Annotated in this window: 22 protein-coding genes and 2 pseudogenes; 14 read left to right on the top strand and 10 right to left on the bottom strand. The window is 64.5% G+C overall.

The genetic code is table 11. The annotated features are described in order from the left end of the window. Positions 1-70: 50S ribosomal protein bL37 (locus RM2_RS25845; protein WP_139277682.1), on the bottom strand; the 70-nt coding region annotated here is incomplete at its 3' end. 135 nt (positions 71-205) lie between these two features. Between RM2_RS25845 and RM2_RS05910 the strand changes: the two genes are divergently transcribed. Together RM2_RS05910 and RM2_RS05905 are read left to right on the top strand one after the other, a co-directional pair. After that, complete coding sequence (locus RM2_RS05910; RefSeq protein ID WP_072687894.1) at positions 206-421, top strand: biotin/lipoyl-binding carrier protein; 216 nt, start codon at positions 206-208, stop codon at positions 419-421. Positions 422-441: 20 nt separating this feature from the next. Then, the gene (locus tag RM2_RS05905) at positions 442-1,965 is read left to right on the top strand and encodes a sensor histidine kinase (RefSeq protein WP_072687893.1); all 1,524 of its coding nucleotides are present in this window, start codon (positions 442-444) and stop codon (positions 1,963-1,965) included. Between the two features lie 60 nt (positions 1,966-2,025). Here the strand turns inward: RM2_RS05905 and RM2_RS05900 are convergent, their stop codons facing one another. Together RM2_RS05900 and RM2_RS05895 are read right to left on the bottom strand one after the other, a co-directional pair. Further along, entirely contained in the window at positions 2,026-2,280 is a 255-nt protein-coding gene (locus RM2_RS05900; protein ID WP_070378030.1) for a WhiB family transcriptional regulator, read from the bottom strand. Positions 2,281-2,537: 257 nt separating this feature from the next. Then, positions 2,538-3,494, bottom strand: a complete 957-nt coding sequence (locus RM2_RS05895; RefSeq protein ID WP_072687892.1) for a diacylglycerol/lipid kinase family protein — start codon at positions 3,492-3,494, stop codon at positions 2,538-2,540. Positions 3,495-3,568: 74 nt separating this feature from the next. Between RM2_RS05895 and RM2_RS05890 the strand changes: the two genes are divergently transcribed. Next, a complete protein-coding gene (locus RM2_RS05890; protein WP_072687916.1) occupies positions 3,569-4,006 on the top strand; it encodes a hypothetical protein in 438 nt (145 codons plus the stop codon). Here RM2_RS05890 and RM2_RS05885 read toward each other — a convergent pair. Next, positions 4,003-4,482 carry a GNAT family N-acetyltransferase gene (locus RM2_RS05885; protein ID WP_072687891.1) on the bottom strand — a complete coding sequence of 160 codons (480 nt, stop codon included), beginning with the start codon at positions 4,480-4,482 and terminating at the stop codon, positions 4,003-4,005. The genes RM2_RS05890 and RM2_RS05885 overlap by 4 nt on opposite strands. Next, positions 4,479-5,093, bottom strand: coding sequence for an acid phosphatase (locus tag RM2_RS05880; protein WP_072687890.1), 615 nt, complete (start codon positions 5,091-5,093; stop codon positions 4,479-4,481). Before RM2_RS05880 ends, RM2_RS05885 begins: the two co-directional genes overlap by 4 nt. Positions 5,094-5,175: 82 nt before the next feature. On the opposite strand from RM2_RS05880, the gene RM2_RS05875 reads away from it, so the two are divergent. Next, the gene (locus RM2_RS05875) at positions 5,176-5,961 is read left to right on the top strand and encodes a ParA family protein (RefSeq protein WP_072687889.1); all 786 of its coding nucleotides are present in this window, start codon (positions 5,176-5,178) and stop codon (positions 5,959-5,961) included. Here RM2_RS05875 and RM2_RS05870 read toward each other — a convergent pair. Genes RM2_RS05870 through RM2_RS05860 form a run of 3 tightly spaced genes read right to left on the bottom strand, consistent with a single transcriptional unit; the run spans position 5,945 to position 9,648 of the window. Continuing rightward, entirely contained in the window at positions 5,945-6,769 is an 825-nt protein-coding gene (locus RM2_RS05870; RefSeq protein ID WP_072687888.1) for an SDR family oxidoreductase, read from the bottom strand. The genes RM2_RS05875 and RM2_RS05870 overlap by 17 nt on opposite strands. A gap of 53 nt (positions 6,770-6,822) precedes the next feature. Next, complete coding sequence (locus RM2_RS05865) at positions 6,823-8,037, bottom strand: Rv3212 family protein (protein WP_072687887.1); 1,215 nt, start codon at positions 8,035-8,037, stop codon at positions 6,823-6,825. A 9-nt stretch (positions 8,038-8,046) separates the two neighbouring features. Beyond that, positions 8,047-9,648: a DEAD/DEAH box helicase gene (locus RM2_RS05860; RefSeq protein WP_072687915.1), complete on the bottom strand. Its 1,602-nt coding sequence runs from the start codon at positions 9,646-9,648 to the stop codon at positions 8,047-8,049. Positions 9,649-9,972: 324 nt separating this feature from the next. Here RM2_RS05860 and RM2_RS05855 point away from each other — a divergent pair, with 324 nt between their 5' ends. After that, positions 9,973-10,653, top strand: coding sequence for a ferritin-like fold-containing protein (locus tag RM2_RS05855; protein ID WP_072687886.1), 681 nt, complete (start codon positions 9,973-9,975; stop codon positions 10,651-10,653). A 114-nt stretch (positions 10,654-10,767) separates the two neighbouring features. Continuing rightward, the gene (locus tag RM2_RS05850) at positions 10,768-10,995 is read left to right on the top strand and encodes a DUF3107 domain-containing protein (protein ID WP_072687885.1); all 228 of its coding nucleotides are present in this window, start codon (positions 10,768-10,770) and stop codon (positions 10,993-10,995) included. 72 nt (positions 10,996-11,067) lie between these two features. Here the strand turns inward: RM2_RS05850 and fasR are convergent, their stop codons facing one another. Beyond that, on the bottom strand, positions 11,068-11,739 hold the full coding sequence (fasR, locus tag RM2_RS05845; RefSeq protein WP_072687884.1) for an HTH-type transcriptional activator FasR: 672 nt from the start codon (positions 11,737-11,739) through the stop codon (positions 11,068-11,070). A gap of 395 nt (positions 11,740-12,134) precedes the next feature. Between fasR and RM2_RS05840 the strand changes: the two genes are divergently transcribed. The 6 genes and pseudogenes from RM2_RS05840 to RM2_RS05820 form a co-directional block, all read left to right on the top strand. Further along, complete coding sequence (locus RM2_RS05840) at positions 12,135-13,151, top strand: DUF3152 domain-containing protein (RefSeq protein ID WP_373863289.1); 1,017 nt, start codon at positions 12,135-12,137, stop codon at positions 13,149-13,151. A gap of 134 nt (positions 13,152-13,285) precedes the next feature. After that, entirely contained in the window at positions 13,286-14,470 is a 1,185-nt protein-coding gene (gene moeZ / locus RM2_RS05835) for an adenylyltransferase/sulfurtransferase MoeZ (protein ID WP_072687914.1), read from the top strand. A gap of 139 nt (positions 14,471-14,609) precedes the next feature. Further along, positions 14,610-15,464: a TIGR02569 family protein gene (locus RM2_RS05830; protein WP_072687913.1), complete on the top strand. Its 855-nt coding sequence runs from the start codon at positions 14,610-14,612 to the stop codon at positions 15,462-15,464. A 239-nt stretch (positions 15,465-15,703) separates the two neighbouring features. Further along, on the top strand, positions 15,704-16,150 hold the full coding sequence (locus tag RM2_RS05825) for an SRPBCC family protein (protein ID WP_072687882.1): 447 nt from the start codon (positions 15,704-15,706) through the stop codon (positions 16,148-16,150). A 307-nt stretch (positions 16,151-16,457) separates the two neighbouring features. Continuing rightward, a pseudogene (locus RM2_RS25735) lies at positions 16,458-16,649 on the top strand (helix-turn-helix domain-containing protein); the annotation flags it as partial. Positions 16,650-16,732: 83 nt separating this feature from the next. Next, a pseudogene (locus RM2_RS05820) lies at positions 16,733-17,226 on the top strand (zinc ribbon domain-containing protein); the annotation flags it as partial. Positions 17,227-17,240: 14 nt separating this feature from the next. On the opposite strand, the gene RM2_RS05815 reads toward RM2_RS05820, so the two are convergent. Beyond that, the gene (locus RM2_RS05815) at positions 17,241-17,906 is read right to left on the bottom strand and encodes a FadR/GntR family transcriptional regulator (RefSeq protein ID WP_072687880.1); all 666 of its coding nucleotides are present in this window, start codon (positions 17,904-17,906) and stop codon (positions 17,241-17,243) included. Positions 17,907-17,917: 11 nt separating this feature from the next. Here RM2_RS05815 and RM2_RS05810 point away from each other — a divergent pair, with 11 nt between their 5' ends. Then, positions 17,918-19,171 (top strand): MFS transporter, encoded by a 1,254-nt coding sequence (locus RM2_RS05810; protein ID WP_072687879.1) that lies wholly within the window; start codon positions 17,918-17,920, stop codon positions 19,169-19,171. 208 nt (positions 19,172-19,379) lie between these two features. Continuing rightward, positions 19,380-21,890 (top strand): nitrite reductase large subunit NirB, encoded by a 2,511-nt coding sequence (gene nirB / locus RM2_RS05805; protein ID WP_072687878.1) that lies wholly within the window; start codon positions 19,380-19,382, stop codon positions 21,888-21,890. Positions 21,891-21,952 lie beyond the last annotated feature (62 nt).

Genomic DNA, 21,952 nt, shown 5'->3' with positions numbered 1-21,952 from the left:
CGTTGGGACGCTTGCCGTGGTTTGCGGCGTTGCCCTTGCGACTGCGCTTCTTACGACCACGCTTGCCCATAAGTAGATCTCCCTTCGTATTCACTACAGTCTTCCACGTGTGGTTGGGTGTCTGTGCAACAGGGTTTTGGTCGACACTCAGCGTCGACACTCAGCGTTGACACCCAGTGTCGACATCAGGGAGTGAAGGATCACGATGGCAGAAGACGTGCGCGCCGAAATGGTTTCGACGGTGTTCCAAGTTGTGGTGAGCGCGGGTGACGAGGTGAGGCAAGGCGACACCCTTGTCATCCTGGAGTCCATGAAGATGGAGATCCCGGTGATCGCAGAGGAACCAGGCAGGGTCACATCCGTGGATGTCAAGGTCGGCGACGTGATCCAGCAGGGCGACCTCATCGCAGTCATCTCCTGAGCTGAACCGACCCGGCCGCAATGTCCACCCTGAGCGATCTGCTGGCAGAACACACTGACCTGCCCGGCGATGCCGTCGACCATCTCCAGCGCGTCGTCGGTGAGTGGCAACTACTCGCGGACCTGTCGTTCGCGGATGTTCTGCTCTGGGTCGGAACGAATCCCGCCGCCACCGACCGCACGGGCGCCGTCATCTGCGTGGCGCACTGCAGACCCACTACCGCGTCGACCGCATTCCCCAACGATGTCGTCGGGACCGTCGTGTCGGAGTCTGAACACCCGCAGGTGCTGCAGGCGCTGGTCGAGGGGCGCGTCGTCTGCCCCGAGGGCGGCGGCGGTCACACCGACCTTCCCGCAAGCAGTGAGGCAGTTCCGGTTCGCTGGGACGGCGAGGTGATCGCGATCATGAGTCGGGACACCAACCTTTCGTACCAGCGGGCACAGAGCCCACTCGAGGTCGCCTATCTCGACTGTGCAGCTGATCTGTGCCAGATGATCAGCGACGGCACCTTCCCGACCCGTGAAGCACGATCGGACACGAACTCGAGTCCCCGTGCTGGAGACGGTTTCATCCGTCTCGACACCGACGGTCGCGTGGTGTACGCGAGTCCCAATGCGCTGTCGGCCTATCACCGCATGGGTCTCAGCTCTGATCTGATCGGCCGTGATCTCGCAGCGACCACCAGATCCCTGGTCACCGACCCGTTCGAGTCACAGGAAGTGGCCGGATACATCCGCGACACCATTGCCGACAAGCCTGGCCGCCGCATGGAGATCGAGGCCAGGGGGGCGACGGTCCTGCTCCGTGCGCTCGTTCTCAAACCTGGTGGGCAGCGGGTGGGCGCCGCGGTGGTCGTTCGGGACGTCACCGAGGTCAAGAGCCGCGATCGGGCTCTCCTCAGCAAGGATGCGACGATCCGAGAGATCCACCACCGGGTTAAGAACAATCTGCAGACGGTCGCCGCGCTCCTGCGACTACAGGCTCGGCGCACCGACAATGAGCAAGCACGTCAGGCGCTGAGTGAATCGGTGCGCCGTGTGAGGTCTATCGCGCTCGTGCACGACACCCTGTCGATGTCGGTGGACGAGGAAGCGAACCTCGACGAGGTCGTGGACCGGTTGGTGCCCATCCTGTCCGACGTAGCGACAGTCGGTACACCGATCAAAGTCCGCCGTGACGGCAGTCTCGGAGTTTTCTCGGCCGAACGCGCCACCCCGCTGGTAATGGTGCTGACCGAACTCGTGCAGAACGCGATCGAGCACGCTTTCGAACCCGGGGTTCCGGGCACGGTCACGATACGGGCCGAACGGTCCGCGCGATGGCTCGATGTCGTCATCCATGACGATGGCAGGGGACTGCCCCCAGGATTCAGTCTGGAACGGTCCGATCGTCTCGGCCTGCAGATCGTCCGGACGCTGGTGGCCGCAGAGTTGAACGGTTCCCTCGGATTGCATCCGGGGGCCGACGGCGGGACGGATGCGGTGTTGCGGGTTCCGCTCGGGCGCCGCGCACCGCGGTACCAAGCCGGTGACATCCGTGGGTGAGGCCGTCTGTGCAAGAAAAGGCCCGGCACCATGCGGTGCCGGGCCCATATCCCTGATGTATCAGACGGTGGTGCGGGCTCGTGTGCGAGCGTTCCGACGTTTGAGTGCGCGCCGTTCGTCCTCGCTCATTCCACCCCAAACGCCGGCGTCCTGACCCGACTCGAGCGCCCATGCGAGGCAATCGGCGGTCACAGGGCAGCGATTGCAGACAACCTTGGCATCAGCAATCTGTGCGAGAGCCGGCCCGCTGTTTCCCACAGGGAAGAACAACTCGGGGTCTTCGTCGCGACAGATTGCCTCGTGGCGCCAGTCCATCCTTCTGCTCCTTAACTGGGTGCGTCTTGCACCGTCTTGTTTAGTGAATTCATCGTCTTGGTGAGTTCATCTGTGCGTCGCGATTGCCGACGCACCGTTGCTTGTGAATGCTTTCACGAACCGGCGGGATGTCAACCAAAATCCGCCGCACCGTGGGCAGGCTCACTCAGCGTGGCTGCAATGTGCAGGTGCGTCATCTGTTCTACCCCAATGAATGCACTTCTCGCTAGGGTGCTATGGGGATTCTCACGTATTACTCAGGGTTGTGGTGGCGCAACCACATCCAGCGCATCGGGCACCGAAATGAACTCGACAGACTTGCGGAGACCGATGTAGTCGCCGTCCATCTGCAGTCCGATCGGCTCGGACGCCGTGATCCGTACTGACGGAACGTCATCGACTCGGACCAGCTTCCCCGAGTTCGGGCGGGTACCCGGGGTGAGCAGTTGCCGGACCACCCGAAGTGTGGTGACGAGAGCCGTCGATTTCATCGCGAAAACGCCGAGACCCGTATCGTAGGTGATGTCGGGATTTGTACGGACCTCTCGTGTGTTCAAGTAGGTCCACGGACTCGAGTTCGACACGAACGCGTAATGAACGCCCTCGACCGGTTCGTGGCCGGGAACTCGGACGGTCAGCGTCGGCTCGGCGTTCTTCGACCGGAAGAAGATGCGCACCGCCGCGCGCACGTATTGCGCGGGCGAGGCCGGACGTCCGTGCTTGCGATGCGCGTCGACCGCCTCGCACACTTGCGCGTCCCAGCCGACTCCGGCGTTGAATGTGAACCAACGCCCGTCGCAGTGGGCGAGGCCGATCCTTCGCCGCTGTCTGTGTGCCAGGAGATCGATGAGTTGGTTGGTGGCGTCCACCGGGTCGGGTGCGATGCCGAGCGAGCGTGCGAAGACATTCGCCGACCCGCCGGGTACGACAGCGATCAGGGGTATGGGTCCTACCGTCACCGCTCGCATCGACTGGGGTGTGGGGGCGCCGAGGAGTCCGTTGACCACTTCGTTGACCGTACCGTCGCCGCCGTGAACGATGATCAGACCCATCCCGTCCACGTGGGCCTGCTGGGCGAGTTCGGCGGCGTGGCCCCGATGGGTTGTGTGTGTCACCGTCAATTGCACCCTGCTCGACAGCGCGTGCGCAAGGAGGTCACGCCCCGCTGGGGTCGTCGACGTGGCATTGGGGTTGACGATCAGCAGTGCGCGCACGGAACAGAAGCCTAGCGGTGGGTCGGTGTCACCGCCCCCGGGTTGCCGGTGACGGTGTGTTCTACGCTTGCCGCGTGTCGAAGCCGTCTCTCAGTAAGTCAACGCCCACCACGGTCCGCGTCGCAGGTGCCATGGTGTCGCTCGAGGGCGCAGTCGCCGTCGGCGTGGCCGTCGTGTTGGTCGCGCGCGGGCTTCTCGGGCACGACCAGAACGTCACCAGTGGATATGGAACCGCTGCCTGGTTCGCGATTCTTGGTGGTGCGGTGCTCGCGGCCGGCCTCGCCCTGATCTTTGGCCGGCGCTGGGGTCGGGCGATCGCGATCGTCGCCCAGTTACTCTTGCTCCCCGTCGCGTGGTCGCTGCTCACCGATTCCCATCAAACGTTATTCGGTGTTCTCCTCGCAGTTGTCGTGTTCGCGGCACTCGGCTGCCTGTTCAGCAGTCCCACCTCGAGGTGGTTGGCAGCCGAGTACGGCGAGGACCCTGAGACCGGCGAACCGTCGGACCGTTAGCTCACCACGGACGCGAGCCGACCGAGTGGATCCCCGGTGAGCCGGTACGTGATCCACTCGTCGTGCGAGTGGGCGTCGAGCGACTCGTAGAACGCAATCGACGCTGTGTTCCAGTTGAGCACCGACCAGGAGAGCCGCGTATAGCCGTTGTCGGCGCACTCCTTCGCCAGGGTGGCGAGTAGAGCCTTGCCATGTCCGGAACCGCGCTCGGCCGGGCTGACAAACAGGTCTTCGAGGTAGATGCCGTGGGTTCCGTCCCAAGTCGAGAAGTTCCGGAACCAGACCGCGATTCCGACGACCCGGCCGCCGTCGCCCACCGCGACGTGCGCGAAGGTGGACGGCTGAGGGCCGAACAGGGCGTCGCGCATCTGGTCGGCGGTGACAGTGCACTCGTCACGGGCCTTCTGATACTCAGCGAGCTCGTAGATCATGTCGGTGATCGCGGAAACGTCCTCGGGCACTGCGCGTCTGATCATCTGAAACCTTCTTCGGCTGAAACGTTGTGGCTTATCACCTGCTGCGTGCCGTGCTCGAAACCGAGGACGGAATACGCGGCGGGTGACATCGCGAATCGTCGGCCTTCGCTGACGGGTAGCTCGGCCCAACGCGCGATGAGGGCGCGGGAGAAGTGTCCGTGCCCGACGAGGATGACATCCCGGTCGGCGAGCTGCGAATGCGCGACGGACAGGACGAGGTCGCATCGGGTGTGTACCTGCTCGGCCTGTTCACCCCGTGGGCAGGGGTGGGTCCACACCGTCCAGTCCGGCACCTGCTGTCTTATCTCGGGCGTCGCCATGCCTTCGTAGATGCCGTAGTCCCATTCTTCCAGCGCGTCCCATGATCGCTGGATCGCCAATCCTGCCAGTTGCGCTGTTTCGCGGGCACGTTGCCGGGGGCTGACGATAACGAGGGGCTCGCGCAACTCGAGGGCATCCAGTGCCGAGCCGACTCCCCGCGCCTGAGATTTGCCCGCTTCGGTGAGCGGAACATCGGTTCGGCCGGTGTGTTTACCCCAACGCGCCCATTCCGTTTCGCCGTGCCGGAGGAGGACGATTCGTCGGCCGCGCGGCGAATCACTGGGTGGCATCCATCCATCATGTCAGTGAAATCCCGGAAGTGAAATTGCGGATTGGCTCGCCTGTCGGGACGAAGTAGGTAAGGATCAAGCCGTGACGACGGTTCTCGCAGTAGCAAATCAGAAGGGTGGGGTCGCAAAGACCACCACGGTCGCTTCTCTCGGTGCAGCGCTGGTCGCGCTGGGGGAGAGAGTTTTGGTGGTGGATCTCGACCCTCAGGGGTGCCTCACCTTCTCTCTCGGGCACAACCCCGACCGATTGGACGGCTCAGTCCACGAGGTGCTGACGGGCGATCTCGCAGCGCGGGACGCGGTGATCGACACCGAGGATGGAGTGTCTCTCCTGCCCGCGACCATCGACCTTGCCGGTGCGGAGGCATTGCTCCTCATGCGTCCCGGCCGTGAGTTCGCGCTCAAGCGTGCGCTGGTGCCCCTGCTGGACGACTACGACACCGTGATCATCGACTGCCCGCCGTCGCTCGGCGTTTTGACGCTGAACGGGCTCACAGCGGCGCAGGCAGTGCTGGTGCCGCTACAGTGCGAGACCCTTGCGCACCGCGGCGTAGGACAATTGCTGCGCACGGTGAGCGAGGTGCAGCAGATCACCAACCCCGATCTGGTGCTGCTCGGGGCGCTCCCCACGCTGTACGACGCCCGCACGACGCACAGCCGGGACGTCCTGTCCGATGTGTCCGACCGCTATGATCTTCCGGTGCTCGCACCGCCGATTCCGCGTACGGTGCGGTTCGCGGAGGCGACGGCATCCGGTGCCACAGTTTTGATGGGGCGCAAGAACAAGGGTGCCCAGGCATATCAGGACCTCGCCGAGAACCTGGCCAAGCACTGGGCGGGATCTGAACTCGTTACGTATTCGCCTTGAAGTGGCGTGTAAGTTCGTCCGTGGTGGGAATCCACGCGGCAGGCCAATCCTGTTGGCGTAGTTGGGCGTCCGTACCGCCGTCTGCGAAGACCACGCTTCCACAGAACAGCGTCGAGCCCGGTCCGAGGAGGAACTCGATGAGCGCCGCGATCTCGTCCGGGCGTCCACGGCGGCCTAGCGGCATCGGGTAGAAGTCCAGGGCCTTTGCCAGTTCGGGGTCCGCGCCACTGGTCATCGGCGTGTCGATCATGCCCGGTGCGATCGCGTTGAGGCGGATGCCCTTGCCGATCCATTCGGCGCGCACCGCCTCGCGACGAATCCACCAGGCCAGCGCTAGCTTCGACGCCGGGTATGCGGGGATCGCGGTCACCTCGTCGCCGATGCGGACGGCTTCGGCCTCGTCGTCGTCGAGGCACGCCGTCGTTAGGTTCTCGGGGATCCCGGGCTGCGTCGTGGTACTGCTCGACGAAATCACCACTACAGAGGCGTTGCGGGCACGTTCGAGGGCGGGCTTCAGCGCGGTGACGAGGTCTACGGCCCCGAAGAAATTGACGGCGACGAGTTTGCCGCCGGGCAGGCGGGAGAGTGGACCGAGTCCGGCGCAGCAGACGAGGCCGTGCACGACACCTCCACTCGCTTCGTCGACAGCGGCCGCCGCAGCGCTCCTGCCGCCAGGGGTCGACAGGTCTGCCACAACATCGGTGTCTGCGACGTCGACGCCGATGACGGTGTGGCCGTCCGACTCGAGCTTGCGGCGGCTGGCCGCTCCGATGCCGGAGGCCGAGCCGGTGATCACATAGTTTGCCATGACGTGAATTAGAACACGTTGCAGTACGCGGGAATGCAGAGTTCGGTGGAGGTTCAGCTCAGGGCCACGACGCGATCACCGTGCTGTTCGAGGACGATTTCCCCGGCGACGGTGGTGGTGATCGGCCCCGACTCCGAGTCGCGCGCCACCGGGATCGTTCTTACCAGTGCACCGCTCGACAGATCGAGCACGGCGATGCCGGAATCCACCGGAACCAGCAGGTTCCCGGCCATCACGGCGCCGGGACCGAGAGCGCCGGGGAAAGTCCAGCGCGGCGCGAGGTCCGAGGCGCCAAGGGTGACCACGTCCGTGCCGGTCCACCAGGTGACCACCGAACCACTCGTCTCGGTCGCCTGATCCGAACTCACCTGGACGGGGAGCACATACTCAGATAGGGCGTTGCCGGTTCCGTCGAACCATCCGATCCGCGGTCCGTTGATTCTTCCCTCGGGTAGATATACGGAGGTGGTCTCGCCGGACACGCCGAGGATGCGAGCACCTTCGACGCCGGCGTCGATTCCGGCGAGGACGCTCGAGCCGTACTCCTCGGGTTCCTGATTGTCCTTGGGCGAGGGATTCATGACCGTCAGTCGGTCGGCGACCTCGCCGGGGCAGCGTTCGAGGACGGACAGTCGGCTGCTGCTCGAGTCCGCGTCGACGAGTTCGCATCCGCTGCGCGGCTGTTTCCCCGGGTTCACGGGCGCGTCGACCCGGCCATACTCGACGGTGCGCACCAAGTCCGAACGCCACAGTTCCAGCCTGCTGTCGCCGAGGGAGGACACATATGTCCCGTCCGACTTCACAGTCACTTCGGGATCGGCGTCGCTGGTCCGCTCGGCCAAACGCCGACCGGTGCCCCCGTCGAGTTCGGTGACCTGGGAGCATCCTCGGTCGTCACGGTAGACGGCCACGATCTTCTCCCACGCGGCTGTCACACCGCACAGGGCAAGATTGCGATGGTAGCGCCAAAGCTCGGCACCGGAGACGGCGTCGTGTCCCACGACGTCTCCGCCCTCCGCGGTGACGACGGCACTGCCCGCGCTAAGCGGTGCCGTCGTGGCGGAACTCGGCGATTCCCAGGCCGGGCTCAATGTCTGCGGCACCGCCTGAGCGGTAGCGAGCGCGGGTGGCGGCGCCGCAGCGGTGACCGAGATGGTGTTGCGGGCATCGCTACGAAGCCAAACCACGGTGAAAGCGACCAGGACTGCCAGTGCGATACCGGCAGCAACGACGAGATCGGCGCGCGAGCGCCGCTCAGGTGCGAGCACGGCGGTTGTTTACTCCGCGTTCGTGGTGGCGCCGACCTTCGGGGTCCGATTACGACGGCGACGCCGGGGCTTGGACGCGCCTTCGCCGTCGGTTTCCGCGCCCGGAGGCGTGGATTCGGCGGGTGCGGTCGGTTCGGGCGACACAGACTTGGGGCTCGCGGGGTCCACGGGACGGCCACCACGAGTGCGGCGGCGGCGGCTGCGCGTGCGCTCGGTGCGCTCTGGACGCTCGGTGCGGTCCGAGCGTTCGTTCTCCCGGGCGGGCGCTGCCCTTTCCGTGGACGCCTTCTTGACGGTGCCGGTCGACTCGGCGGGGATCGACAATTCCTCGTACAGATGGGGGGAACTGGAGTAGGTCTCGACCGGATCGGGCAGTCCGAGGCCGAGCGCCTGGTCTATGAGTTTCCAGCGCGGGATGTCATCCCAATCCACGAGTGTCACGGCGATGCCTGCGCGCCCTGCGCGGCCGGTGCGGCCGATCCGGTGAACGTAGGTCTTTTCGTCCTCTGGGCACTGGTAGTTGACGACGTGGGTGACGTCGTCGATGTCGATACCTCGCGCCGCGACGTCGGTGGCGACGAGGACGTCGATCTTGCCCGACCGGAACGATTTCAGGGCCTTCTCGCGGGCGATCTGGCCGAGGTCGCCGTGTACGGAACCGACGGCGAATCCACGCTCGGCAAGTTCATCGGCGACCTTCTGAGCGGTGCGCTTGGTCCGGGTGAAGATCATCGTCGCGCCGCGGCCGTCCGCCTGCAGCACCCGGGCCACCATTTCCGCCTTGTCGAGTGCGTGGGCGCGGTAGATGTGCTGGCTGGTCCGTTCGTGGATGGCCGAGGACTCGGCTTCCTCGGCGCGGATGTGCGTCGGCTGGCTGAGGAACGTGCGGGCGAGGGTGATGATGGGGCCCGGCATGGTGGCGGAGAACAACATCGTCTGACGCTTGTCCGGAACCATCCCGAGAATGCGCTCGATGTCAGGGAGGAATCCGAGGTCGAGCATCTCATCCGCCTCGTCGAGCACCAGTACCTCGACCTTGCCGAGGATCAGGTGGCCCTGATTGGCCAGGTCCAGGAGGCGACCCGGCGTACCCACGACCACGTCGGCGCCCTTTTGCAGGGTTGCGATCTGGGTCTCGTAAGGGCGGCCGCCGTAGATGGCGAGTACTTCGAGCGCGTGCTTCTGGCCCTTCAGGTACTTCGCGGCGTTCTCGAGGTCCTTGGTGACCTGGATGCACAGCTCGCGGGTGGGAACGATGATGAGTGCGCGGGGTGTGCCGTCCAGGGCGACGGTCCCAGTGGTCCCGGTGGAAATGCGGTGGAGCAACGGCACGCCGAAACCGAATGTCTTGCCCATGCCTGTGCGGGCCTGACCGATCAGGTCGTCCCCGGCGAGGGCGAGTGGCAGCGTCAATTCCTGGATTGCAAATGTGCGCTCGATACCGATCTCGTCGAGGGCGCGGACGATGTTTTCGTCGACTCCGAGTTCGGCGAAGGTGGGGGCGACGTGGGTGGAGTCGAGTTGCGCAGACAGCGTGGTCTCGGTTGCGTCATCTTCATGGTCGACGGTGATCTTGCTCAGGGGACTGGCCTTCCTCGTAGCTGCACGCACGTACGAGGTAAGGGCGGGGCCGCTGGTCGGCCCGATTTCCCAGTCGACGCTCGTCGATGTCCTCTTCCGAGTAGTTCCTGCCTCTGCCTCAGCGCAGAAATCGGAGATTTCGGCGAGGCGCGGCTGGGAACTTCGATCAGGTGCGCGCACATTATCGGTGGGAACCGCTGATCGGATCGTGATCGCGATCATCACTAAACCAACGTTCCCCGTGACGGTGAACGTGTTGACGAGTGGTTACCCACGATCATTGTAGCCGGAGAACGTCCCATTCACGCTTGCGCATGGCAAACATCACCGCCCGACACGCTAGGCTTTGGCGACATGGAGCCCAACACGCCTGCATCCTCCGACCCCGTCATTCCCGCCGATCACCCGGGCGTCGGCGAGCTCTTTGCTGTTCTCGCGTACGGCGAGATCTCTGCTTTCTACCGGTTGTCCGAGGACGCTCAGATGGCCCGGACCCTGCGGGGGAAAGTGGCGCTCGCGAGCATGGCAGCTGCCGAGATGGGGCACTTCGAGATGCTCGAGGAGGCCTTGACCGCGCGTGGGTTCGACATCTACGAGGCAATGGATCCTTTCGTCCGTGCCCTGGACAGCTACCACGCATCCACCACCCCGTCGACGTGGCTCGAAGCATTGGTGAAGGCGTACGTCGGCGACGGGATCGCTGCGGATTTTTATCGCGAGATCGGGCACTCGCTGCCCGCGGAGGCCGCGGGGACAGTCGAGGAAGTGCTCTCGCAAACCGGCCACTCAGAGTTCGTCGTGCACGAGGTGCAGCAGGCGATCAAGGCCAGCAATCGCGACAAGGATCGCCTCATGCTGTGGGGCCGGCGACTGCTCGGTGAGGCTGTCACCCAGGCGCAGTTCGTCCTGGCGCAGCGCGAAGCACTCACCGACCTCGTCATCTCGGCGTCCGGCGATCTCAACGGCGTCATGGCATTGTTCGACCGCATGCAGCAAATGCACGCTGAACGCATGGAAGTGCTGGGACTCGTGTGACGGCACCGCTAGTGTGTTCGCTCAGGGCACAGCACGCGGACGCGCACCGGCGGACTCCGCTGCATTAGCCTGGCCAGGACAGCTGATGTTTCTCGGAGAGTTCGGAGGTTGACCGTGGAGGTCAAGATCGGTGTAATCGACAGCCCGCGTGAGCTCATCGTCAGCAGTGAACAGACACCGGACGAGGTCGAGGCGTTGGTCTCGGGCGCCCTCGACGGCGGCGGGATCCTGTCTCTGCAGGATGACAAAGGACGCAAGTACCTCATTCAGTCCAGCAAGATCGCCTACGTGGAGATTGGCCCGTCCGATATTCGCAAAGTCGGATTCGCTCCCACCAAGTGAGCGCAGGCAAAGGGCCCGCAGTCGAGACGACTGCGGGCCCTTTCTCGTATTCGCTGCTCAGCCTTGCTCGGCTCAGCCTTGCTCGGGATGTAACGGAACGCGGGACAGGCCGCCCCATGCGAGGGTGACAGTGGTGTCGACCGCTTCCTCCTTGGGGATCGGCCGCGCGGCCTCCAGCCAATACCGCGCGGTGAACTGGCTGGCGCCGACGAGACCGACGGCGAGGATGCGGGCGCGGTAGGGGTCGAGACCTGAGTCGTGGCTGACGAGGTCGAAGACGGCATCCACGCAGGCCTCGGTGGCGTGCTCGACGCGACTCTGCACCTGCGACTCACCCATGAGGTCTGACTCGAATACAAGACGGAAGCCCTGCGAGTCGTTGTCGACGAAGTCGAAGAACGCCTGCACGGCGGCACGAACCCGCTGCTTGTTGTCGGTGGTCGAGCGCAGTGCCTGCCGGACACCGGAGATCAGGCTGTCGACATGACTCTGCAGCACCGCGACGTACAGTTCGAGCTTGCCGGGGAAGTGCTGGTACAAGACCGGCTTGCTCACTCCGGCGCACTCTGCGATCTCGTCCATTCCGGCAGCGTGATACCCGCGCGTGACGAAAACTTCGCTGGCAGCGGCCAGTAGCTGAAGTCGCCGGGCGTCGCGGGGAAGTCGCGCGCTGCGACGTGCCCCGGTGCCCTTTCCGGTGGTGGTGTCGCGATCGGAGTTGGTCCGGTCCGCGAGTTCAGTCATAGCACTGTCCAATCTGCACAAGTAGACCTCGTCACATTCTGTGGTAACTGTGTGAACGATACCCGCGCGTAAGTGGCCTATCACTGCGGACTCGCTAGGCTCGCAAGGTCGAGGGGGTTAACTACAACATAACTGAAGACCAATAGCCATCATTCATGCCTGTTGAAGAGGTAGCCACGGTATTGCGGATGGCCTCGTGGTGACACGCCGAATGATCGGCGGGCCGAGCACTGGGTCGAGGTGATGCCGAACTGTGAGATTCTGGTCGGGTGACTGACCGAGGAGGATCGCGCGTGCGCGGCCGGGCTCCCGAGAGTTTCGACGCTGGGAAGCCATCACCGGGGGAGCGATCGCGCAGTGCCGACCAGCGTGATGCCCACTCTCGCGCTTCGCGGGTGTCTCCGGCGCGGGGGTATCAACAACAGCCACAACAACAGCCACAACAACAACAGTCGCATCAACCACTTCGTGCGCAATGGGACCCGACCAGGCGCGATCTAGGTAAGCCACGGAATCCGCGCCCGGTACGACAAGCGCGGAAGCAGAGCTGGATCGGCCGGTTCGTCTCGATGTACGGCTGGCGCGCCTACGCAATACCGATCCTGCTGGTCGTCACCGTTCTCGTCATGGTTGATGCGGCCCGGAGCGCCGGCACGGACGAGTCCATGGGCCAGTTCGACACCCCGGGATTTGGAACCCTCTCGCACGACACGCGAGGTTCCGGCATCATCGGCAGCCCGCCCGCGGCCGATGGCAACTTCGCCGTCGAACTGCCGGCGGGTGCGCTGCCTGCCGGCGGCCCGTTCACGGCTGGGGGCGCGGGTACGTGGCACCTAGTTCCGGGCAGCGGACCAAAGGTCGGTGAAGGTACCGAACGAGAGTTCACGTACACGGTGGAGGTGGAGGACGGAGTCGACACGTCCGGGTTCGGCGGTGACGAGTCCTTCGCCCGGATGGTCGACCAGACGCTGTCGAACCCGAAGAGTTGGACGAAGGACCCGCGTTTCGCATTCCGTCGCGTCGATGGGGGCGACCCGGACTTCCGCGTCTCGCTCACCTCTCAGATGACGGTGCGCGAAGCCTGCGGATACGACATCGAAATCGAGGGTTCCTGCTACAACCCCAGCATCGACCGGGTGCTGCTCAACGAGCCCCGCTGGGTGCGCGGTGCGATTGACTTCCAAGGGGACATAGGCTCGTACCGCCAGTATCAGATCAACCACGAGGTCGGTCACGCCATCGGCTATCAGAGCCACCAACCGTGTGAGACCGAGGACGGTCTCGCGCCAGTGATGATGCAGCAGACCTTCGGGACAACGAACGACGACATCGCGAAACTCGACCCCGAGGGTGTGGTGCCGATGAACGGTCTCACCTGTCGTTTCAACCCTTGGCCGTTCCCCCGCGCCTGACTGGCGTCGCCGTGAACTCGGGCGACCGTTCGAGGGAAGAATGGACCCAGCCCGGGCGTTGGAACAAGGGCGTACCGATACGTTGGAAGCCGTCGCGCAATCGTCAGGAGTGAACCGTGTCGCTTGACCGTTCTGTGAAGACCGCCGACGCGCTGCCGCCATTGGTGGAACCGGACGCCGAACTGTCCCGCGACGAGGTCGCGCGGTACAGCAGGCACCTAATCATTCCGGACGTCGGCATGGTGGGACAGAAGCGCCTCAAGAACGCGAAGGTCCTGGTCATCGGGGCGGGCGGTCTCGGGTCGCCGGCGTTGCTCTATCTCGCGGCCGCAGGTGTCGGCACGATCGGCATCGTCGAGTTCGACGAGGTGGACATGTCGAATTTGCAACGCCAGGTCATCCACGGCCAGTCGGATGTGGGCCGCAGCAAGGCGGAGAGTGCCCGCGACTCCATCCACGAGATCAACGACACCGTCGATGTCCGGTTGCACCAGTTCCGCCTCGAACCCGACAATGCCGTCGCCTTGTTCGGACAGTACGACCTGATCCTCGACGGGACCGATAACTTCGCCACCCGGTATCTCGTCAACGATGCTGCCGTGCTTGCGCACAAGCCGTACGTGTGGGGTTCTATCTACCGATTCGAAGGTCAGGCGTCCGTCTTCTGGGAAGACGCGCCGAACGGGCGCGGACTCAACTACCGCGACCTGTACCCGGAGCCGCCGCCGCCTGGCATGGTGCCCTCGTGCGCCGAGGGCGGCGTGTTCGGCGTGCTGTGCGCATCGATCGGTTCGATCATGGCAACCGAGGCGGTCAAGTTGATCACCGGCATCGGCGAATCGTTGCTCGGCCGGCTGATGGTGTACGACGCACTCGATATGACCTACCGCACCATAACGTTGCGACGAGACCCGGCGCGGACACCGATCACAGAGTTGATCGACTACGACGCGTTCTGCGGCGTGGTGTCCGAGGAGGGTCAGGCAGCGGTGGCCGGATCGACCATCACTGCCACAGAGTTGGCTGAGCTTCTCGACTCCGGCACGGAAATCGAACTGATCGACGTGCGCGAGCCTGTCGAGTGGGACATCGTCCACCTGCCGGGCGCGGTGCTAATCCCCAAGGACCGCATCCTTTCGGGTGAAGCGCTGTCCGAGCTTCCACAGAACAAACAGATCGTCCTGCACTGCAAGACGGGAGTCAGGTCCGCCGAGGCACTGGCGGCGCTGAAGGAAGCGGGCTTTTCGGACGCCACACATCTACAGGGCGGCGTCATGGCGTGGGCGAAGCAGGTGGACACCAGCCTTCCGGTCTATTGAGTAGTTGGATCCCCGAGTAGTTGGACCGAGACGCCTAGCCGGTCGGCCGCAGTTGGACCAGTTGGCCGCGCAGGATTGCGGACCTCCGGCCAGCGCGCCTTCCACGGTGGGCGGGCTGGTCGGCGGTAGCGTTGGCGCCGTGAGCACAGGCCAACCACCTCAGCACGTGTGCTCCACGTTCGGCCTCCGGGAAGTCGAGCCCGTTGCACTCGGTGCGGACTGGGACGGCGGGTGGCTCTGTGGAGACGTAGTCCTGTCGTCTGTCACCGACCACGCGCGCGCAGCGTGGTCCGCCAAGGTTCGCGAGAACTTGGAAGTGGACGGGTTGCGGCTCGCCCGTCCTGTCCGTTCCACGGACGGCCGGTACGTGGTCTCGGGTTGGCGTGCCGATACATTCATCGAGGGCACTCCGGAACCGCGGCACGACGAGGTCGTGTCGATGTCGGGCCGACTCCACGCGGCCACTTCGAAGCTCGACCGCCCCCGATTCCTGGCGCAACCACCGATGGCGCCGTGGGAGGAGGTCGATGTATTCGCGGCCGCGGACCGCGCCGCGTGGGAGAAGGCACCCCTTCGCGGCGCCAAGGGCGCCGAACAACTCGAGACACCCTCGCCCGATGGCCGCATGAGCCTCGAGCTGATCACCGGGCTCGCCACACTTCGTAAGTCCGTCACCAGCACAGATCAGTTGGTGCACGGGGATCTCTTCGGTACCGTTCTCTTCTCTGGCGCACTTGCGCCCGGCATCACCGACATCACTCCGTACTGGCGCCCCGCGTCGTGGGCCGCTGCGGTGGCCGTCGTGGACGCCATTTCCTGGGGTGGAGCCGACGAGGCGCTCATCTCACGTTGGGACGATCTCCTCGAGTGGCCGCAGATGCTGTTGCGCGCCGTACTGTTCCGGCTCTCCGTCCACGTACTACATCCAAGGTCCACGGCCGAGGCGTTTCCGGGACTCGCCCGCACAGCCGACGTCGTGCGCCTGCTTCTCTAGGGGGCTGGCCAGGTGCACTGGAGTGCCTGCCTCGGCTGCTGCCAAGTAGTCCGTACAGGTGCGGCAGGTGACGTGCTTCGCGGTTGGAGATTTCCGAACGAGGAGGTTGCGAACATGCGTACGATCGCCGTTCAGAGGCCATTAGGGGAGAAATCGATGTTCATACTTCAACGTTCTCGTTGGTCTCATACTCCGATTTCAGACTCGGCCGGCGGTGCTGTTGTCCATGAGGTCGCCCAGTGACAATCGAGCCCGAGCTAGATCCGTCGCGAGTCGAGGTCGGTACCTTTTATCCCCATCCGCGTGAAGTTGTCTGGCAGGCGCTTACCGACCCAACTCTTGTCGAGCGGTGGTTGATGGCATCAACGGGATTCGAAGGGGCACGGGTAGGAACTCATTTCCTCTTGTCAGTGCCATCGAGTCCACCGAGCGAGATTGCATGCGAGGTCTTGGAAGTGACTCCGGGGGTGGCTATGACATGGAGTTGGGTGGATATGCGTGCACCGCAGCCGGCACGCTGGATAGTCACCTGGACGGTGCAACCACAAGGGCGTGGAACACGACTGTTGCTCACTCACAGTGGTTTCGACATCGACAACAAGCGCGAGAAAATGGCGCGCAATGCTCTGGAACGAGGATGGAAGGTCTGTCTGTCAAAGTTGAGCGAAGTACTGGATCGTCTTTGAGCGCACTACGGTCTGCCTAATCGGGGGTGAAGTGCCGCCGAGGATGGCGGGGTTGCGTATCACCGACTCCACGCGGGCGACTGCTGCTTGCCTGACGCATCGTCACCGGCCTCGACCTTGTACGCGGCCCTCGTCCGCTGCCGCCTGAATCGGCTGTCTCGCATCGATATCCACACCTTAGGCAAGTCGATTTTCCTGTTCGGAGCACAATTCTTTGTTGGGCCACCCCACGAATCACTGACACCAGACTCCGGCTCGCCGGAGCAGTCAGCGGTGAAGCAGGAACCCACCGAATGGAGAACGTGTCATGCGTTCCCGCGTAGGAATCCCGGCCATTCACGACCGACGTTCACGGCCGAGAGGAATGCGTATTGGTGAAGCCGCCGAGTACCTGGGTATGTCGGTAGCGGGCGTTCGTAAGGCTGCATCGGAGGGACGGCTACCGTGCCGCCGTACCGCTTCGGGTCAACGGGTCTTCGACCGTGAGGACCTGGACGCCTATCTCAGGCGTCCCGCGCAGACGTCGTCGACTCGCGAGAGGGTGGAGGCGTGGTACTGCCGGGTCTCAGGCTCCACGGGAAGCTGTCGCACACCGCCGCCTGCTCCGATATCACCGTGCTCTCGGTCCCCGCCCGAGGTACGTCCGCCCTGTGCGCCCCGGCTGCAACGAGGACCTCACCCGCCCTGGCGGATACCACACCGCGTGGTGCCCGCCCTGTCAAGTCGGCGGCAACCGGGATCACGTCGCCTCGGTGAACAGAGCCAAACGTGCGCAGCTCGGCCGAGGAAAGGCCACCCGGCTTTGCGGTCAGATACCCACCGTCCGGGTCGCCGACCATGCGCCCGTGGCTCGGAGCCGCGACAAGATCGCGCCGACCCCGCCCCGACCTCTGAGGCGGCACCGCCGCGTCCGGAACAGCTTGCCCGCACCTGTAGTCAGTCGAGCGGGGGTGACCCCGAACCCTGTTCCTGCACCACAAGCGTCGGTGTGGGACACGGTCAAACCCGCAACGCCGAAAGACGTTGCGGGTAGCCGTGCCGTACGTGCATCTCCTCCTCCGATTGAAGGAGCATGAGGTCTATATAGACGTTAAGACAACAACTCGGTGAACAGGTCGCGCGCGGCCTCGGTGGCGCCGAGTTCGTCTCCCTCGACCACGGCGGCGATCAAGCGCGAGTGCTCGTCGTGGAATCCCTGGCCGGTGGCATGCACGTGCAGGTTCACGGTCTGCTCGATCGAGGGCAGCAGCGAATCGTAGAATTCGAGGTAAACGTTGTTGTGGCTTGCTTCGACGACTGCGCGGTGCAATGCGATGTCGGCGGCGATCGCCGCCCTGGTATCGGATTCGGTCCACCGGCTATAACGCTCGTCGGACAGCTCTTCGAGTCGGTTGACGTCGTCCGGTGTGCGCCGCCGCGCGGCCAGAGCAGCGGCCGTCACGTCTAGGGCTTGGCGCAGTTCCGTGACATCGCGCTCATGGGCGCCCGAGAAGTATTTGCCGAGCGTGCCCCCGACGTCGGAGGTGGCAATCACGTACGTACCCGACCCCTGCCGCCGTTCGAGCATTCCGGCGTGGACGAGGGCCTGGACGGCCTCGCGGACGGTGTTGCGTCCTGCCCCGGTCAGTTCGCACAGTGCGGTTTCGGTGGGAATCTTCTCCCCGACGGCCCAGTTTCCATTGTGGATGTCGTCACGCAGCTGATCGGTGACCTGCGAGATGAGGCTCGCGCGTCGAACGGGTTTTCCGAAAGTCATCCGGTCATCCTATGATTTCTCGCGTGAAACTTCTGCACGGTCGCCTTCTCGTCTTCTGTGCGATCGCGATGTCTGCTCTCGTCCTCCGACTTGCGGTCACCTCGTTCAGCCCGCTGGCCAGCCAGATCCGGGAGGACGTCGGATTCTCACCCGCGATCGTCGGAGTGTTCGGGATGGTTCCGACGGCTATGTTTGCACTCTCCGGGCTGGGGACGCCGCTCATCGCCAAGCGGTGGGGGCTGGAACTGACCGCGCTCGCTGCGATGCTGATGGCTGGAGTGGGAATGCTGACTCGGGCCCTGATGAGCGACACGTGGTCGTTGCTGGCGCTGTCGGCTCTCGCCCTCGCCGGGATGGGAATAGGCAACGTGGTCATTCCACCACTGGTGAAGCGTTACTTCTCAGATCGTCTCGCCGTGATGAGTTCCGTGTACATCGTCGGCGTCCAGATCGGCACCATCGCGCCTGCCTTCGTCGCGGTCCCGCTCGCGGAGGCGTTCGGTTGGCGCGTCTCGATCGGTGTCTGGGCACTATTCGGTTTCGTCGCTGCGGTGCCGTGGATGTTCGTCCTCTTCCGGGGCCGGCGACGTGGTGTGACCGTCGCAGCCGAGACGCCGCCGGCGGACGCTCCGGTGGGACATCCCCAAGGAAACGCCTGGAGGTCGCCGCTGGGCTGGGGAATGGCCGGTATGTTCGGGATGACCTCGATGATCACGTACTCGATGTTCACCTGGATTCCCGACATCCTCGCAGACGCGGGCGCAAGTGAAGCGTTCGGCGGTTCCATGGTGGGGCTGTTCTCGTTCATGGGACTTGTTGCGGCCTTCGGCGCTCCTACTTTGTGTGCGCGGGTGCGCAACCCGTTCCCGATCGTGGTCGGGTGTGCCGTCTGCTATCTGGTGGCGTTCAGTGGGCTCTTGTTCGCCCCGATGGGCGCGCCGATCCTCTGGATCGTGCTTCTCGGACTCGGGCCCAGCACGTTCCCGATGTCGTTGACGCTGATCAACCTCCGCACGCGCAGCCACGTCGGATCGTCGACGCTGTCCGGCTTCACGCAGGGTATTGGCTATGCCGCGGCCTGCCTCGGTCCGCTGCTGTTCGGGGTGTTCCACGAAGCGTCCGAGGGTTGGGCGATGTCGTTCGGGTTCCTGACGCTCGGCGTGGTTGTTCTCCTCGTGGCGGCCTTCCAGGCTTGCAAGCCGCGGATGCTCGAGGACAGTTGGCCCGCGGCTTCGGAGCCCGAAGCGGCTCCTCGATACGCCTAGGAAAGATACGCCTAGGAAACATTCCCGAAACCTCACTTCGGTCCCGTCGATAAGTGAGCATCAATTGACGCTGCGGTCACGCACCGCAGCACCGTCGCAACACCTGTTTTCTACGTTTGGGTCTCCCACCTGATCTGATCGGTCATGTCGTTGTTCATGGCGACCGAGATCTGCGGCATCGACCCGACGGGTACGAAGGAGCGACGGCATGAGTAGCAGGTCAGCGGTAGTCATCGGACACGGCATGGTCGGACACCGGTTCGTCGAGGCATTGCGGGAACGTGACGAGTCGAACGACTGGTCGGTGACCGTGCTGTGCGAGGAGCCCATTCCGGCGTACGACCGTGTGGGTCTCTCGTCCTACGTGGGCGCCTGGGACCACAAGGAACTCGCCCTCACAGGCAACGACTACCTGGGTGACGCATTCGTCGACCTCCGGGTAGGCAGCCGCGCGGCCTCGATCGATCGTGAGTTCCGCAAGGTCACGACAGACTCCGGTGAGGTCTTCGACTACGACGCCCTGGTGATGGCCACCGGTTCGTACCCGTTCGTGCCGCCGATCCCCGGCCACGACCGTCCCGAGTGCTTCGTCTACCGGACTCTCGCCGACCTCGACGGTATCCGGACACGCGCAGAGGCCGCCGGTCCCGGCGCCGTCGGTGTCGTGGTCGGCGGTGGCCTGCTCGGTCTCGAGGCTGCCAACGCCCTGAAGCTGATGGGCATGACGCCACACGTGGTGGAATTCGCTCCGCGGCTGATGCCGCTGCAGGTGGACGAGGGCGGTGGAGCAATTCTGACCGACCTCGTCACCGACCTCGGTCTCACCGTCCACACGGGGGTCGGCACCGCCTCGATCGCCGAAGGTCCCGCAGGCGTCAGTGTCGAACTCTCAGATGGCTCGGTGATCGACGCCGCGCTGCTGGTGTTCTCCGCTGGGGTGCGTCCCAGGGACCAACTGGCCCGCGATACCGGACTCGACGTGGGGGAGCGCGGCGGGATCGTTACCGATCTCGGTTGCGGGACGTCCGACGAGAACATCTACGCGGTCGGCGAGTGCGCCGCGGTGGAGGGCCGGTGCTACGGCCTGGTCGCCCCCGGCTACACCACCGCCGAGATCGTCGCGGACCGATTGCTCGGCGGCAAGGCGGAGTTCCCGGGCGCCGACCTGTCCACCAAGCTCAAGCTGATGGGTGTGGACGTCGCCAGTTTCGGTGACGCTCACGCGCACGCCCCCGGCGCGCTCGAGGTCGTGCTCAGCGATGCTTCGAAGGGCACCTACGCCAAGCTCGTCGTCTCCGACGACGCGAAGACGCTACTCGGCGGCATCCTGATCGGCGACGCGTCGGCGTACGCGTCGCTGCGACCCCTGGTGGGCCGTGAACTCCCGGGTGACCCCGCGGCGCTGATCTCGCCGGCGGGGGAGAAGGCCGGCGCCGGATCGTTGCCCGACGACGCCGAGGTGTGCTCGTGCAACGGCGTCACCAAGGGCGCGATCTGCGGGGCCATCGCCGAAGGTGCGTGCGACATTGCGCAGGTCAAGAGTTGCACGAATGCCGGAACAACGTGTGGTGGCTGCCTCCCCACGATCAAGCAGCTGCTGGCGTCGTCCGGTGTGGTGTTGTCGAAGGCGCTGTGCGAGCACTTCGAGCAGTCCCGCGCGGAACTCTTCGAGATCGTTCGAGCCACCGACACCCGCACGTTCTCCGCACTGATCGCAAACTACGGCAAGGGGTCGGGCTGCGACATCTGCAAGCCCGTCGTCGCGTCGATCCTTGCGTCCACCGATTCGGATCACATTCTGCATCGCAACCAGGCGGGCCTGCAGGACACGAACGACCACTTTCTGGCCAACATCCAGAAGAACGGCACCTACTCTGTGGTGCCGCGGATGCCCGGCGGCGAGTGCACCCCCGAGCAACTCATCGTCATCGGTGAGGTGGCCCGCGACTTCGGTCTGTATACGAAGGTGACCGGCGGTCAGCGCATCGACTTGTTCGGCGCTCGCGTCGAGCAGTTGCCAGCCATCTGGAAGCGTCTCGTCGACGCCGGGATGGAGTCGGGTCAGGCGTACGGCAAGTCGCTGCGCACCGTGAAGAGTTGTGTCGGATCGAGTTGGTGCCGGTACGGCGTGCAGGATTCGGTGGGCATGGCGGTCGACCTGGAGAACCGATACCGCGGTCTGCGCTCTCCGCACAAGCTGAAGTTCGGGGTCTCGGGTTGCGCCCGAGAATGCGCGGAGGCCCGAAGTAAGGACGTCGGCGTCATCGCCACCGAGAACGGCTGGAATCTGTACGTCGGTGGCAACGGCGGCCAGTCGCCGAAGCACGCACAGCTCCTCGCCGGAGGCCTCGACGACGCAACGCTGGTCCGCTATATCGACCGCTATCTCATGTTCTACATCCGCACCGCAGACCGGTTGCAGCGGACCGCGCCGTGGCTGGAGTCCCTCGACGGAGGCCTCGACCACCTCATGGAGGTGGTGTGTGAAGACAGCCTGGGCATCGCCGCGGAACTCGAAGCAGCCATGGCCAAGCACGTCGACGGGTACAGGGACGAGTGGTCGGGTGTCCTCGACGACCCGGAGAAGCTGTCACGGTTCGTCTCGTTCGTCAACGCACCGGAGGAGGCCGATCCGACCGTCTCGTTCGACGACACCGGCGTGCGAAAGGTTCCCGTTCTGATGGGAATGCCTGAATTCTCAGCTTCTACATCGGAGTAATCCCCGCTTAACGACGAGGAAACACCCACCCTGGACGATGTATTTGAGAACGGATACGCGAC

The organism is Rhodococcus marinonascens NBRC 14363, from assembly GCF_001894885.1.
GTDB lineage: Bacteria > Actinomycetota > Actinomycetes > Mycobacteriales > Mycobacteriaceae > Rhodococcus_F > Rhodococcus_F marinonascens.
The sequence above is the reverse complement of the archived record's forward strand: the minus strand, read 5'-3'. Positions and strand labels throughout refer to the sequence as shown.